Below are 14,153 nucleotides of genomic sequence, written 5' to 3'. Positions count from 1 at the left end.
TCCCGGGTCGGGCATGCTGAGTGCCCGTACACGATCCGTGACCGTGCGGATCCGCAGCGTTCAGGAGGTCTACCCATGGGCGGTGTCTCGCGTCGTGCCTTCGCGGTGGCGGCGTTGTCGGCGTTCACGATGGCGCCCCGGGCGTCTGCGGCGCCGGCCCCCTCGGCTCCACCGGCCGCTCCCGGCCCCGCCGAGGGGCCCCGCGCGGGCGGTGCCGCCACCGCCGGGATGCGAGGCATGTGGCTGGCGACCGTGACCGGCCGCGACTGGCCCAGCCGTGCGGGGCTGCGCGCGGCCGAACAGCGCGCGGAGCTGGTCGAGTACCTCGACACGGCGGTCCGGCACGGTCTCAACACGGTGATCTTCCAGGTGCGGCCCACGGCCGACGCGCTGTGGCCCTCGGCGTACGAGCCCTGGTCGGAGTACCTGTCCGGCAGCCAGGGCCGGGACCCGGGCTGGGACCCGCTGGGCACGGCCGTCACGGAGGCGCACGCCCGCGGCCTGGAGCTGCACGCCTGGTTCAACCCGTACCGCGTCGCCACGCACGACGTCCCCAGCCGCCTGGTGCCGTCCCACCCCGCGCGCAAGCACCCCGAGTGGGTGGTGCCGTACGGCGGGAAGCTCTACTACAACCCGGGGCTGCCCGAGGTCCGGGCCTTCGTCCAGGACGCGATGATGGACGCCGTCGAGAAGTACGCCGTGGACGGCGTCCACTTCGACGACTACTTCTACCCCTACCCGGTGGCGGGCCAGAGCTTCGACGACGGTGGGACGTTCAGCACCCACGGCGGGGGCTTCGCGGCCAAGGCCGCCTGGCGGCGGAACAACATCGACCTGCTGGTGCGCGAGACCGCGGACCGGGTCAAGAAGATCCGCCCCGCCGCCCGCTTCGGCGTCAGCCCCTTCGGCGTGTGGCGCAACGCCGCCACCGACCCCGAGGGTTCGGACACGAAGGCCGGCGTGCAGACCTATGACGACCTGCACGCGGACACCCGCAAGTGGGTGCGCGAGGGCTGGATCGACTACATCGTGCCCCAGCTGTACTGGAACATCGGTCTGGAGGCCGCCGACTACGCCAAACTCGTGCCGTGGTGGGCGGAGGTGGCCAAGGGGAGCCGGACCGAGCTGTACGTCGGCGAGGCGCTGTACAAGGCCGGTGACCCGGCGCAGGGCGCGGCCTGGCAGGACCCGGCGGAACTCTCCCGGCACCTCACCCTCGCCCAGCGGCACCCCGAGGTGCGCGGGCACGTCTACTTCTCGGCGAAGGACGTGGCCGACGACCGGATCGGCGCGATGGCACGGGTGAACGCCGACCACTACGCGCGGCCGGCCCGCGCCCCGCGCCGCTGAGAAGTACGGCTACAGCCGGACCTCCCTGTGCCGGATCTCCGAGTCGGGGCCGGGCGAGCACACCGCCTCGTGCCCGTCCTCGAACCGGACCCGGTACGGGGGTTCGCCCTGCTCGCCCATCACTTCGACGATCTCCGCGACCTTGTCGTGCTCACCCACCACCCGGCCGTGCTGGATCAGCTGGTCGCCCTTGGTTGCGTGCATCTGTGAGGCCTCCTCACGTGTGTGCCGCGCTCAGCCCCGGGCCCGCTGGGTGACCGCGATGCACACCAGTACCGCCGCGGCCGTCAGCGGAGCGGCCACCGTCAGGTGCTCGCCCAGGAGAAGTACCGACCACACCAGTGTGAGCAGCGGCTGGGCCAGCTGCAACTGGCTGGCCTTCGGGATCCCGATCGCCGCCATGCCCCGGTACCAGACGACCAGCCCGAGGAACTGCGAGCCCACCGCCACCCAGAGCAGCCCGGCCACCCCGTGCCCCGTCAGGTGCACCGGCTCGAACGACAGGGCCACGGCCGCCATCGGCACCGTCACCGGCAGGCACAGCACCAGCGCCCAGCCGATGACCTGCCAGCCCGGCATCACCCGGGCCAGCCGTCCGCCCTCGGTGTAACCGGCCGCGCACACCAGCAGCGCTCCGAAGAGGTAGGCGTCGGCCGCGGTCAGGGCGCCGCCGCTCTGCTGCACCGTGAAGGCGATGACGGCCGCCGCTCCCGCCAGGGCCGCGATCCAGAAGGTGCGCGAGGGGCGGGTGCCGATGCGCAGCGCGGACAGCAGCGCGGTGGTCAGCGGAAGCAGCCCGACCACGACGGCGGCGTGCGCGGTCGTCGAGGTCTGCAGGGCGAGCGTGGTCAGCAGCGGGAAGCCGAGGACGACGCCCGCGCCCACCACCGCCAGCCCGAACCAGTGCCGCCGCTCGGGAACGGGCACACGCAGTGCCAGCAGACAGCCCCCGGCGATCACCGCCGCGAGGATCGAGCGCACGGCGGTGAGGGACCAGGGGCCGAAGCCTTCCAGCCCCCAGGCGGTGGCGGGGAAGGTGAGGGAGAAGGCGACGACGCCCAGGGCGGCCTGGAGGGTGCCGAGGGAGCGGGTGCCGGGCGCGGAGTCCGGGCCGTCCACTGCTATCGCCGTAGGGGTGGTAGCGCTACTCTGTGCTCTCATGCAAGAGCGTAGCAGTGTCGCTGACCTGGCCAACCAGCTGAGGAGTGAGCTCGACCGCTACTCTCCCGGCGGAAAGCTCCCCTCCAGCCGGGCCCTGGTCGATCGCTTCCGGGTGAGTCCGGTGACCGTCTCCCGCGCCCTGGCGCAGCTGGCCGCCGAGGGACTGGTGGTCACCCGGCCCGGCGCCGGTGCCTTCCGCGCCCGGCCGCGCCCCTGCGCGACGTCCGGCGGGGACACCTCGTGGCAGGAGGTCGCGCTCAGCGCCGACGGTGCCGCCGACCTCGTACCGCGCTCGGTGGACGCCTCCGGCGTCCTGGTCTCGCTGGCCGCCCCGCCGCCCGGCGTCGTGGAGTTCAACGGCGGCTACCTGCACCCCTCGCTGCAGCCGGAGCGGGCGATGGCGGCGGCCCTGTCCCGGGCCGGGCGGCGGCCCGGTGCGTGGGGCCGGCCGCCGATGGAGGGGCTGGCGGAGTTGCGGGAGTGGTTCGCGCGCGGCATCGGCGGGGCCATCACGGCGGCGGAGGTGCTGGTCACCTCGGGCGGCCAGTCCGCGCTGACCACCGCCCTGCGCGCCCTCGCCCCGCCCGGCACCGCCGTCCTGGTCGAGTCCCCGACGTACCCCGGCATGCTGGCCATCGCCCGGGCGGCCGGCCTGCGCCCCGTGCCGGTCCCCGTGGACGCCGACGGCGTGCGCCCGGCGCTGCTCGCCGACGCCTTCCGGGCCACCGGCGCCCGGGTCTTCGTCTGCCAGCCCCTGTTCCAGAACCCGACCGGCGCCGTGCTCGCGCCCGAGCGGCGCGGCGAGGTGCTGAGCATCGCCCGCGCGGCCGGAGCCTTCGTCGTCGAGGACGACTTCGTGCGGCGGCTGGTGCACGAGGACGCGGGTCCGCTGCCCGCCCCGCTCGCCGCCGACGACCCGGACGGCGTCGTCGTGCACGTCTGCTCGCTGACCAAGGCGACCTCGCCGAGTTTCCGGGTGAGCGCCCTGGCCGCGCGCGGGCCGGTGCTGGAGCGGCTGCGGGCGATCCAGGTCGTCGACACCTTCTTCGTGCCCCGGCCCCTCCAGGAGGCGGCGCTGGAGCTGGTCGGCTCGCCCGCCTGGCCCCGCCATCTGCGCGCGGTCTCGGCGGAGCTGAAGGCCCGCCGGGACGCGATGACGTCCGCCCTGCGCCTGCACCTCCCCGAGGTCTTGCTGGCGCACATCCCCTCCGGCGGCTACCACCTGTGGCCCCGGCTGCCCGAGGGCACGGACGAGACCGCACTCACCACGGCCGCCCTGCGCGCGGGCGTCGCCGTCACCCCGGGCCGCCCGTACTTCAGCGCCGAGCCCCCGGCCCCCCACCTGAGGCTGAGCTTCGCGGCGGTGGCCGGCGCCGGGGAGATCGCGGAGGGGGTACGGCGCCTGCGCACGGCCTGCGCGGAGGTGTGGGGGCGGCGTCCGTGAACCCCGCGGACTCGACGCGCCCCGGCCACCCCTGCGAGCATCCCCGCATGATCCCCACACCGGGCCTCCCCGAGGGCTACGAGATCTCCACCGACCCGCACCGCATCGACGCCGCACGCGTGCACCGCTGGCTGTCCACCGACGCGTACTGGGCGCTCGGACGCTCCCGGGAGAAGCAGGACCGCGCCATCGAGGGCTCGCTCAACTTCGGCGTCCACGAGGAGCTGACCGCAAAGCAGGTGGCGTACGCCCGGGTGATCACCGACCGGGCCACCTTCGCCTGGCTGTGCGACGTGTACGTAGACCCCTCGGTGCGCGGCAAGGGCATCGGCACGGCACTGGTCGCGGCGGTGCGCGAGCACCTGCGGCCCTACGGGCTGCGGCGGATCCTGCTGGCCACGCACGACGCGCACGGTGTCTACGAGAAGCTCGGCTTCACGGCGCTGGACCGGCCGGACCAGTGGATGGCGCACACCTTCGGCCCGTGAACCCGGGCGCACCCTCGGTAACCCACGAGTAACACCCCTTGACCTGCGGACCCCCGCGCAGCACCATCACCGCATGGCGCTTCGGGTCACGTTCGTCGCGGCCGCACGCAGCTCACCGCTGCTCGCGGAGCGCTTCGACGACGACCGGCCGCTGGACCAGGCCGGCTGGGACGAGGTACTGCGCGTGGCGGGCGACCTGCTGCCGCTCGCGGCGGCCGAACTGCGCTACTGCTCGCCCACGCCCCGCAGTCGCGCCACCGGTGACGCGATCGGCTTCCGCCCCCTGGTGCAACTCGCGCTCAGGGACTGCGACATGGGCCGCTGGCGCGGACTGACCCTCGGCGAGGCGATGGCCCGGGAGCCCGCGGCCGTCGACGCCTGGCTCGCCGACCCGCGGACCGCGCCGCACGGCGGGGAGTCGCTGCTGGGCTTCATCACCCGGGTCGGCGGGTGGCTCGACACGCGCCCAGGCGAGGACGGCGACCGCATCGTCGCCGTGGCCGAGCCGTCCGTGATCCGGGCCGCCCTGGTCTACGTCCTGAAGGCGCCGCCCGCGACGTACTGGAACCTGGACGTGCGCCCCCTGTCGACCACGACCGTCACGGGTCGCGCGGGCCGCTGGAACCTCCGCTTCGAGGGCGCGCCCGCTCAAGGGCCCTCGCGGGTGTAGTCCGTGACGAGCAGCAGGTCCTTCGCGGGGCCGCCGACCCGCCACACGGTCCGCCAGTGGTCCGCGTCCCGGACGGTGAACTCGCCGCGGTAGAGGTCGGCGGCACACGGATGGTCCGCCACGTGCCGCCCCGACGTCAGGTCCAGGCCGTGGAAGGGCCGCCCGTCCGCGAAACGCACGTCGGCGGTGCCGGGCCGGGTGCCCGGTGCGTAGCGCAGCGTCCGTTCGGCGGGGCGGGACACGCCCTGCCAGGTGAAGGCCCCGGACTCCCGGCTCAGCAGCCCGCCGTCCGCGAGCGCGTCGAACGCCGTCGCGCCCTCGAAGCGGCCCTCCGCCCCGCTCGCCAGGTCCCGCACCGTCCGCTCGGTGCGCCACCGGCCCGCGAGAAACGCCAGCACGTCCGGCACCGGCCACAACTCGCCCATTTCCACCCGCTTTCCGCCTCCGGCCCCCTGGTTGCCGCGCGACCCATTGACGCGCCTCCACCCCCTCCCTATCTTGCCGTTCGAAGTGCTGACCAATGTCCGATATTTCGAACGACAGAGAGCCGCGGAGTATCCATGTCATCCCTGTCACGCACCCGCTGGAGAGCCGGTCTCGGCGCGACCGCCCTCCTGACGGCGTCCGCCCTGCTGCCGTCCCCCGCGCACGCGGAGGCCGCCGCCCCCGACTACACGATCACCGTCGACCCGTCCGCCGAGGGCGCCGCGATCGACGACACGATGTACGGCGTCTTCTACGAGGACATCAACCGGGCCGCCGACGGCGGCCTGTACGCCGAGCTGGTGCAGAACCGGTCCTTCGAGTACTCGACCGCCGACAACGCCTCGTACACGCCGCTCACTTCCTGGACGGCCGACGGCACCGCCGAGGTCCGCGACGACGCCGGCCGCCTCAACGAGCGCAACCGCAACTACCTCTCCCTGGGAGCCGGTTCCTCCGTCGCCAACAGCGGCTACAACACCGGAATCCACGTGGAGAAGGGCAAGAAGTACGACTTCTCCGTGTGGGTGCGCGCCGAGAGCGGCACGACCCTCACCGTCACCCTCCAGGACGCGGCGGGCACCCTCGCGAAACCGCGCACGGTGGCGGCCGAGGGGGAGTGGCGCAAGTACACCGCCACCTTCACCGCGACCCGCACCAGCAACCGCGGCCGCCTCGCCGTCGCCACCACCGCCCCCGCGGCCCTCGACATGGTGTCCCTCTTCCCCCGGGACACCTACAAGGGCCAGCCCAACGGACTGCGCAAGGACCTCGCCGAGAAGATCGAGGCACTGAACCCCGGCTTCCTGCGCTTCCCGGGCGGTTGCCTGGTCAACACCGGCTCCATGGAGGACTACAGCGCCGCCTCCGGCTGGGAACGTGAACGGTCCTACCAGTGGAAGGACACCATCGGACCCGTCGAGGAGCGCGCCACCAACGCGAACTTCTGGGGCTACAACCAGAGCTACGGCCTCGGCTACTACGAGTACTTCCGCTTCGCCGAGGACATCGGCGCCATGCCGCTGCCCGTCGTACCCGCCCTGGTCACCGGCTGCGGCCAGAACCAGGCCACCGACGACGACGCGCTGCTGAAGCGGCACATCCAGGACACCCTGGACCTGATCGAGTTCGCCAACGGCCCCCGTACCAGCCAATGGGGCGCCAAGCGCGCCGAGATGGGCCACCCGAAGCCCTTCGGCCTCACCCACATCGGCGTCGGCAACGAGGAGAACCTCCCCCGGGAGTTCATGGCCCGCTTCAAGGAATTCCGCGCCGCGATACAGGCGAAGTACCCGGACATCACCGTCATCTCCAACTCCGGCCCGGACGACTCCGGCACCACCTTCGACACCGCCTGGCAGCTGAACCGCGAGGCCGGCGTCGACATGGTCGACGAGCACTACTACAACAGCCCGCAGTGGTTCCTCCAGAACAACGACCGCTACGACTCCTACGACAGGAACGGCCCAGAGGTCTTCCTCGGCGAGTACGCCTCCCAGGGCAACGCCTGGAAGAACGCGCTGTCCGAGGCCGCCTTCATGACCGGCCTGGAGCGCAACGCGGACATCGTCAAGCTCGCCTCCTACGCGCCGCTGCTCGCCAACGAGGACTACGTGCAGTGGAGCCCGGACATGATCTGGTTCAACAACCACGCGTCCTGGGGCTCGGCGAACTACGAGGTCCAGAAGCTCTTCATGAACAACACCGGTGACCGGGTCGTCCCCTCCACGGCGACCGGCACCCCGAACGTCAGCGGCCCCATCACCGGCGCGGTCGGCCTCTCGACGTGGGCGACCAGCGCGGCGTACGACGACGTGCGGGTGACGTCGGCGGACGGGGAGACCCTCCTGTCCGACGACTTCTCCGGCGACGCGTCGCAGTGGACCCACACGGGCACCGGCGCCTGGACCGTCCAGGACGGCGCTTACGTCCAGACCGACACCGCGGCCGAGAACACCATGGTCACGGCCGGTGACCCGGCCTGGCAGAACTACGACCTGCACGTGAGGGCCACCAAGAAGTCCGGCAACGAGGGCTTCCTGATCGCCTTCGGCGTCAAGGACACCGGCAACTACTACTGGTGGAACCTGGGCGGCTGGAACAACACCCAGTCCGCCGTCGAACAGGCCTCGGACGGCGGCAAGTCGACGCTCCTGTCCAAGGCGGGCTCGATCGAGACGGGCCGCGCCTACGACATCGACGTCAAGGTGCGGGGCCGCCAGGTGACCCTCTACCTCGACGGCGAGGAGTGGGGCAGCTTCACCGACGACAAGCCCGCCGAGCCGTTCCGCCAGATCGTCACCGAGGACGACCGGACCGGCGAGCTGATCGTCAAGGTCGTCAACGCCCAGGACACGGCGGCCCGCACCGCGGTCGACCTCGGCGGCGCGAAGGTCGCCCGCAAGGCCCGCGTCACCACGCTGGCCGCCGACCAGGACGCCGTGAACACGGAGACGGACACCCCGGTCACCCCGGTGCGGTCCACCTTCTCCGGGGTGGCGAGCGAGTTCACCTACACGTTCCCGGCGAACTCGGTGACGTTCCTGCGGATCAGGCAGCGGTAGCGCCCGAGGTCCACCCGTGACAGGAGACGCACCCCTCCCAGTACGGCAGCGCGCTCAGCACCCGGTGCCGTACGCAGCAGGCGACGAGGGGTGCGTCCGGGAACTCGTCGCCGGGGTCGGCGCCGGCGGGGTCGAAGTCCGCGACGATCTCCCGGAACGCGTCGCCGGCGCCGAGTGAGGCTACGGGCGGCGCCGCGCTCCGGGAAACAGATTGCATAAACGTGCATCGCTACGTATAGTCATGCCATCACGGATGGAGGATGTCATGGCGGTACGTGCGGCGGTGGCCGGAGCGAGCGGGTACGCGGGCGGTGAGCTGCTGCGTCTGCTGCTCGCACACCCCGAGGTCGAGATCGGCGCCCTGACCGGCAACTCCAACGCGGGACAGAAGCTCGGCGCCCTGCAGCCGCACCTGCTGCCGCTGGCCGGCCGGGTGCTGGAGCCGACGACGCCCGAGGCGCTCGCCGGACACGACGTGGTGTTCCTCGCGCTGCCGCACGGGCAGTCCGCCGCCGTCGCCGAGCAGCTCGGGCCGGACGTGCTGGTGATCGACATGGGCGCCGACTTCCGGCTGAAGGACGCCGCCGACTGGGAGAGGTTCTACGGCTCCCCGCACGCCGGCACCTGGCCCTACGGCCTCCCCGAACTGCCGGGTGCCCGCGCCGCGCTGGAGGGGTCCAAGCGTGTCGCGGTGCCCGGTTGCTACCCGACCGCCGTGTCCCTGGCGCTCTTCCCGGCGTACGCCGCCGCCCTCGCCGAGCCCGAGGCCGTGATCGTCGCCGCCTCCGGCACCTCCGGCGCGGGCAAGGCGGCCAAGCCGCACCTGCTGGGCAGCGAGGTCATGGGCTCCATGTCGCCGTACGGCGTCGGGGGCCTGCACCGGCACACCCCCGAGATGATCCAGAACCTCGGCGCCGTGGCGGGGGAGCCGGTCACCGTCTCCTTCACGCCCACCCTCGCGCCGATGCCCCGCGGCATCCTCGCCACCTGCACCGCCAAGGCCAAGCCCGGCGTCACCGCCGAGTCCGTCCGCGCCGCCTACGAGAAGGCCTTCGCCGACGAACCCTTCGTGCACCTGCTGCCCGAGGGCCAGTGGCCCGCGACCGCGTCCGTCCACGGTTCCAACGCCGTATCGGTCCAGGTCGCGTACGACGCCGCCGCGGACCGCGTCATCGCGATCAGCGCCATCGACAACCTGGCCAAGGGCACCGCGGGCGGTGCCGTCCAGAGCATGAACCTCGCCCTCGGTCTCGACGAGACCACCGGACTGACGACGATCGGAGTCGCGCCGTGAGTGTGACGGCAGCAAAGGGATTCACGGCGGCGGGCATCGCCGCCGGGATCAAGGACAGCGGGAACCCGGACCTGGCCCTCGTGGTCAACAACGGCCCCCGACGCGCCGCCGCCGGTGTCTTCACCTCCAACCGCGTCAAGGCGGCACCGGTGCTGTGGTCCGAGCAGGTGCTGAAGAGCGGGCAGCTGACCGCGGTCGTCCTCAACTCCGGTGGCGCCAACGCCTGCACCGGACCCAAGGGCTTCCAGGACACCCACGCCACCGCCGAGAAGGCCGCCGAGGTGCTCGGGACGGGAGCGGGCGAGGTCGCCGTCTGCTCGACGGGACTCATCGGCGTACTGCTGCCCATGGACAAGCTGCTCCCCGGCGTCGAGACGGCCGCCGGTCAGCTCTCCGAGCACGGCGGGGAGAAGGCCGCCATCGCCATCAAGACCACCGACACCGTGCACAAGACGTCCGTCGTGACCAAGGACGGCTGGACGGTCGGCGGCATGGCCAAGGGCGCCGGCATGCTCGCCCCGGGCCTGGCCACCATGCTCGTCGTGATCACCACCGACGCCGACCTGGAGACCGAGGTCCTCGACCGCGCCCTGCGCGACGCCACCAAGGTCACCTTCGACCGCGTCGACTCCGACGGCTGCATGTCCACCAACGACACGGTGCTGCTCCTCGCCTCCGGCGCGTCCGGCCTCACCCCGGAGTACGCCGAGTTCGCCGAGGCCGTCCGCACCGTCTGCGACGACCTCGGACAGCAGCTCATCCGGGACGCCGAGGGCGCCAGCAAGGACATCAGGGTCGAGGTCGTGAACGCCGCGACCGAGGACGACGCCGTCCAGGTGGGCCGCACCATCGCCCGCAACAACCTCCTCAAGTGCGCCATCCACGGCGAGGACCCCAACTGGGGCCGCGTGCTCTCCGCCATCGGCACCACCTCCGCCGTCTTCGAGCCCGACCGCCTCAACGTCGCCATCAACGGCGTCTGGGTCTGCAAGAACGGCGGCGTCGGCGAGGACCGCGAGCTGGTCGACATGCGCTACCGCGAGGTCCACATCGTCGCCGACCTCGCAGCCGGCGACGCCACGGCCACGATCTGGACCAACGACCTCACCGCCGACTACGTCCACGAGAACAGCGCGTACAGCTCATGAGTACGACGAGGAAGCACACCGCGCTCCCCAAGGCCCAGATCCTCATCGAGGCACTGCCCTGGCTGACCCGGCACCACGGCAAGACCGTCGTCATCAAGTTCGGCGGCAACGCCATGGTCGACGAGGACCTCAAGGCCGCCTTCGCCCAGGACGTCGTCTTCCTGCGCCACGCCGGTCTCAAGCCCGTCGTCGTGCACGGCGGCGGCCCGCAGATCAGCAAGGCGCTCGACAAGGCCGGCATCGTCAGCGAGTTCAAGGCCGGCCTGCGCGTCACCACCGAGGACGCCATGGACGTCGTACGGATGGTGCTGGCCGGGCAGGTGCAGCGCGAGCTGGTCGGACTGCTCAACCAGCACGGACCCCTCGCCGTCGGTCTCACCGGCGAGGACGCGCACACCATCACCGCCACCAAGCACCGGCCCGAGATCGACGGCGAGTCCGTCGACATCGGACGGGTCGGCGAGATCACCGAGATCGACACCGGCGCCATCGAGGCGCTGCTGGCCGACGGCCGCATCCCGGTCGTCTCCTCGATCGCCCGTTCCCAGGACGACGGACATGTCTACAACGTCAATGCTGATACGGCGGCTGCGGCACTCGCTGCGGCGCTCGGTGCCGAGACGCTCATGGTCCTCACCGATGTCGAGGGCCTGTACGAGGACTGGCCGAACTCCGACGAGGTGATCAGCCGCCTCACCGCCGCGCAGCTCGAGAAACTGCTGCCCGAGCTGTCCAGCGGCATGGTGCCGAAGATGGAGGGCTGTCTGCACGCCGTACGCAACGGCGTCACCACCGCCCGCGTCATCGACGGCCGGGTCCAGCACTCGATCCTGCTGGAGATCTTCACCGACGAGGGCATCGGCACGATGGTCGTGCCGGACGGACAGGGGGAGCCGTGAGCAACGCGGAGCTGACCGAGCGGTGGCAGGGCACGCTCATGAACAACTACGGCACGCCGCGCCTGCCGCTCGTGCGCGGCGAGGGCGCCCGGCTCTGGGACGCCGACGGCAAGGAGTACCTGGACTTCGTCGGCGGCATCGCGGTCAACGCGCTCGGCCACGCCCACCCGGCCGTGGTCGAGGCGGTGAGCCGGCAGATCGCCTCCCTCGGCCACGTCTCCAACCTCTTTATCGCCGAGCCGCCCGTCGCGCTCGCCGAACGGCTGCTCCAGCGCTTCGGCCGCGACGGCAAGGTCTACTTCTGCAACTCCGGCGCGGAGGCCAACGAGGGCGCCTTCAAGATCGGCCGGCTGACCGGACGGCCGCACATGGTCGCCACCGACGGCGGCTTCCACGGCCGCACCATGGGCGCCCTCGCCCTCACCGGCCAGCCCGGCAAGCAGGCACCCTTCCTGCCGCTGCCCGGCGACGTCACCCACGTGCCGTACGGCGACGCGCAGGCGCTGGCCGCCGCGGTCACCGAGGAGACGGCCCTGGTGATCATCGAGCCGATCCAGGGCGAGAACGGCGTCGTGGTGCCGCCTCCGGGCTACCTCAAAGCGGCCCGGGCCATCACCGCCGCCACCGGCGCGCTGCTCGTCCTGGACGAGGTGCAGACCGGCGTCGGCCGGACCGGGCACTGGTTCGAGTACCAGGCCCACGAGGGCGTCCTGCCGGACGTCGTCACCCTCGCCAAGGGCCTGGGCGGCGGGCTCCCGCTCGGCGCGACGGTCGCCTTCGGCCGCGCCGCCGAACTCCTCCAGCCCGGCCAGCACGGCACCACCTTCGGCGGCAACCCCGTCGCCTGCGCCGCCGGACTCGCCGTCCTCGACACCATCGCGGACGAGGGACTGCTCGACAACGTCAAGCGGCAGAGCGAGAGGATCCGCGGCGGCGTCGAGGCGCTGGGCCACCCGTTGATCGCCCACGTCCGGGGCGCCGGCCTCCTCCTGGGTATCGTGCTCACCGAGCCGCTCGCACCCCAGGTGCAGCAGGCGGCTCAGGACGCCGGAATCCTGGTGAACGCGCCCGCACCCGAAGTCGTACGGCTGATGCCGCCGCTGAACCTCGGCGACGACGGGGTGGACGCGTTCCTCGGGGCGCTGCCCGGCATCCTTGACCAGGCCCACGCGGCCCACGGGGACGGACGATCCGGAGAATGAGACGACGATGAGCCAGGCGCAGGAGCACGAGCAGACCGGTGGGCCTGCCGTACCGCAGACCCGCACCGCACGCCACCGCCGGATCGTGGACATCCTCAACCGGCAGGCGGTGCGCTCGCAGAGCCAGCTCGCGAAGCTGCTCGCCGACGACGGGCTGACCGTCACGCAGGCGACGCTCTCCCGGGACCTGGACGAGCTGAACGCGGTCAAGATCCGCAACAACGACGGCGACCTCATCTACGCGGTGCCCAGCGAGGGCGGCTTCCGCACCCCGCGGGCGCCGCTCGGGGAGTCGGCGAAGGAGGAGAGGATGCGGCGGCTCTCCGCGGAGCTGCTGATCTCCGCGGAGGCTTCGGCGAACCTCGTGGTCCTGCGGACCCCTCCGGGGGCGGCGCAGTTCCTCGCGTCGGCGATCGACCAGGCGGAACTGCACGACATCCTGGGCACGATCGCGGGTGACGACACGTTGCTGCTGATCAGCAGGGAGCCGACGGGTGGGCAGGCGTTGGCGGACCATTTGCTGCGGCTGGCCCAGAACGGGGGGTGAGCGCCGCGGCGGCCGGTACCGGGGGCGGGTGCGGGTGGTCGGTGGCTGGTCGCGCAGTTCCCCGCGCCCCTGGGGGTGCAGTCACCCCAGCCATCCCGCCAAACCTCCCGTGCACCGCACCTCGTCCCCCGCCGTCACCAACAGCCCCTCCACCCCGTCCAGCGCCTCCAACCACCGCAACCCCTCCCGCGCCCCCATCGCGAACGCCGCCGTCGCCCAGCAGTCCGCCCACGTCAGCCGCGCCGCCACCACCGTCACCGACACCAGGTCGGTCACCGCGGGGCGCCCCGTGCGCGGGTCGACGATGTGCGCGCCCCGCTCCGCCGTGCCGGACGTCGCCACCGCCAGCTCGGCCGCGCCGGCCGCTGACACGACCGCCGCCAGCCCGCCCGGGCGCAACGGGTCCGACACGCCCACCCGCCACGGCCGCCCGGCCCCCGGCGTCCCGAGCAACTGCACGTCCCCGCCGCCGTTGACGCTCACCCCGCTCGCACCGGCCGCCGCGACCCGCCGGGCGGCGCACTCCACGGCCCAGCCCTTGACGATCCCCGTCGGATCGAGCCGCCCCCGGTACGAGGCGCTGAACCAGCCGTCGCTCACCCGCTCCGCCTCCGCGGCCAGCTCCAGCACCTCGGCGACCTCGGGCACGCACTCCGCGAGAGTCGTCTCACCGCGCGCCAGCCGGGAGACCTCGCTGTCCTCCCGATAGGTGCTGAACACCTCGTCGGCCCGGCGCAGTCCCGCCACCGCCTCGTCCAGTGCGGCCCGTACCGCCGTGGGTTCCCCGCCGCGGACGTCGAAGGAGAAGACGGTCCCCATCGTCTCCTCCACCCGGCGTACCGCGGCGGGAGCCTGTGCGGACTCGGCCACCGGATCAACCACCGGCCTTGTCCAGGGCGGACT

Annotated in this window: 15 protein-coding genes; 10 read left to right on the top strand and 5 right to left on the bottom strand. The window is 72.5% G+C overall.

Features of this window, described 5'->3' with window-relative positions:
- The first annotated feature begins 75 nt into the window (after positions 1-75).
- On the top strand, positions 76-1,350 hold the full coding sequence (locus tag ACFW47_RS19350) for a glycoside hydrolase family 10 protein (protein WP_386286182.1): 1,275 nt from the start codon (positions 76-78) through the stop codon (positions 1,348-1,350).
- Positions 1,351-1,359: 9 nt separating this feature from the next.
- On the opposite strand, the gene ACFW47_RS19345 is transcribed toward ACFW47_RS19350, so the two are convergent.
- Together ACFW47_RS19345 and ACFW47_RS19340 are read right to left on the bottom strand one after the other, a co-directional pair.
- Positions 1,360-1,554: a DUF1918 domain-containing protein gene (locus tag ACFW47_RS19345; RefSeq protein WP_386286183.1), complete on the bottom strand. Its 195-nt coding sequence runs from the start codon at positions 1,552-1,554 to the stop codon at positions 1,360-1,362.
- Between the two features lie 30 nt (positions 1,555-1,584).
- Positions 1,585-2,511, bottom strand: a complete 927-nt coding sequence (locus ACFW47_RS19340; RefSeq protein ID WP_386306417.1) for a DMT family transporter — start codon at positions 2,509-2,511, stop codon at positions 1,585-1,587.
- On the opposite strand from ACFW47_RS19340, the gene ACFW47_RS19335 reads away from it, so the two are divergent.
- From ACFW47_RS19335 to ACFW47_RS19325, 3 genes are all read left to right on the top strand, one after another.
- Positions 2,510-3,955 (top strand): PLP-dependent aminotransferase family protein, encoded by a 1,446-nt coding sequence (locus ACFW47_RS19335; RefSeq protein WP_386286185.1) that lies wholly within the window; start codon positions 2,510-2,512, stop codon positions 3,953-3,955. The genes ACFW47_RS19340 and ACFW47_RS19335 overlap by 2 nt on opposite strands.
- A 47-nt stretch (positions 3,956-4,002) precedes the next feature.
- On the top strand, positions 4,003-4,443 hold the full coding sequence (locus ACFW47_RS19330) for a GNAT family N-acetyltransferase (protein WP_386306415.1): 441 nt from the start codon (positions 4,003-4,005) through the stop codon (positions 4,441-4,443).
- A 73-nt stretch (positions 4,444-4,516) separates the two neighbouring features.
- A complete protein-coding gene (locus ACFW47_RS19325) occupies positions 4,517-5,113 on the top strand; it encodes a histidine phosphatase family protein (protein ID WP_386286187.1) in 597 nt (198 codons plus the stop codon).
- Here ACFW47_RS19325 and ACFW47_RS19320 read toward each other — a convergent pair.
- Positions 5,092-5,538 (bottom strand): DUF6314 family protein, encoded by a 447-nt coding sequence (locus tag ACFW47_RS19320; RefSeq protein WP_272590714.1) that lies wholly within the window; start codon positions 5,536-5,538, stop codon positions 5,092-5,094. The two genes, ACFW47_RS19325 and ACFW47_RS19320, sit on opposite strands and share 22 nt — an antisense overlap.
- Before the next feature lie 135 nt (positions 5,539-5,673).
- On the opposite strand from ACFW47_RS19320, the gene ACFW47_RS19315 reads away from it, so the two are divergent.
- Positions 5,674-8,160 (top strand): alpha-L-arabinofuranosidase C-terminal domain-containing protein, encoded by a 2,487-nt coding sequence (locus ACFW47_RS19315; protein WP_386306414.1) that lies wholly within the window; start codon positions 5,674-5,676, stop codon positions 8,158-8,160.
- Here the strand turns inward: ACFW47_RS19315 and ACFW47_RS19310 are convergent.
- Positions 8,147-8,377: a hypothetical protein gene (locus ACFW47_RS19310; RefSeq protein ID WP_386306413.1), complete on the bottom strand. Its 231-nt coding sequence runs from the start codon at positions 8,375-8,377 to the stop codon at positions 8,147-8,149. The genes ACFW47_RS19315 and ACFW47_RS19310 overlap by 14 nt on opposite strands.
- Before the next feature lie 48 nt (positions 8,378-8,425).
- Here ACFW47_RS19310 and argC point away from each other — a divergent pair, with 48 nt between their 5' ends.
- Genes argC through ACFW47_RS19285 form a run of 5 tightly spaced genes read left to right on the top strand, consistent with a single transcriptional unit; the run spans position 8,426 to position 13,250 of the window.
- Positions 8,426-9,454 (top strand): N-acetyl-gamma-glutamyl-phosphate reductase, encoded by a 1,029-nt coding sequence (argC, locus tag ACFW47_RS19305; RefSeq protein WP_386286191.1) that lies wholly within the window; start codon positions 8,426-8,428, stop codon positions 9,452-9,454.
- Positions 9,451-10,602, top strand: a complete 1,152-nt coding sequence (gene argJ / locus ACFW47_RS19300; RefSeq protein ID WP_386286192.1) for a bifunctional glutamate N-acetyltransferase/amino-acid acetyltransferase ArgJ — start codon at positions 9,451-9,453, stop codon at positions 10,600-10,602. The genes argC and argJ overlap by 4 nt, the downstream gene beginning before the upstream one ends.
- Positions 10,599-11,501 (top strand): acetylglutamate kinase, encoded by a 903-nt coding sequence (gene argB / locus ACFW47_RS19295; protein WP_386306412.1) that lies wholly within the window; start codon positions 10,599-10,601, stop codon positions 11,499-11,501. The genes argJ and argB overlap by 4 nt, the downstream gene beginning before the upstream one ends.
- Entirely contained in the window at positions 11,498-12,703 is a 1,206-nt protein-coding gene (locus ACFW47_RS19290) for an acetylornithine transaminase (RefSeq protein ID WP_386306411.1), read from the top strand. The genes argB and ACFW47_RS19290 overlap by 4 nt, the downstream gene beginning before the upstream one ends.
- A gap of 7 nt (positions 12,704-12,710) precedes the next feature.
- Positions 12,711-13,250, top strand: a complete 540-nt coding sequence (locus ACFW47_RS19285) for an arginine repressor (RefSeq protein ID WP_073730882.1) — start codon at positions 12,711-12,713, stop codon at positions 13,248-13,250.
- 81 nt (positions 13,251-13,331) lie between these two features.
- On the opposite strand, the gene ACFW47_RS19280 is transcribed toward ACFW47_RS19285, so the two are convergent.
- A complete protein-coding gene (locus tag ACFW47_RS19280; protein ID WP_386286342.1) occupies positions 13,332-14,069 on the bottom strand; it encodes an FAD:protein FMN transferase in 738 nt (245 codons plus the stop codon).
- Positions 14,070-14,153: the final 84 nt, after the last annotated feature.

Origin of the sequence: Streptomyces sp. NPDC058796 (genome assembly GCF_042745235.1) — a bacterium.
Lineage (GTDB): Bacteria > Actinomycetota > Actinomycetes > Streptomycetales > Streptomycetaceae > Streptomyces.
The sequence above is the reverse complement of the archived record's forward strand: the minus strand, read 5'-3'. Positions and strand labels throughout refer to the sequence as shown.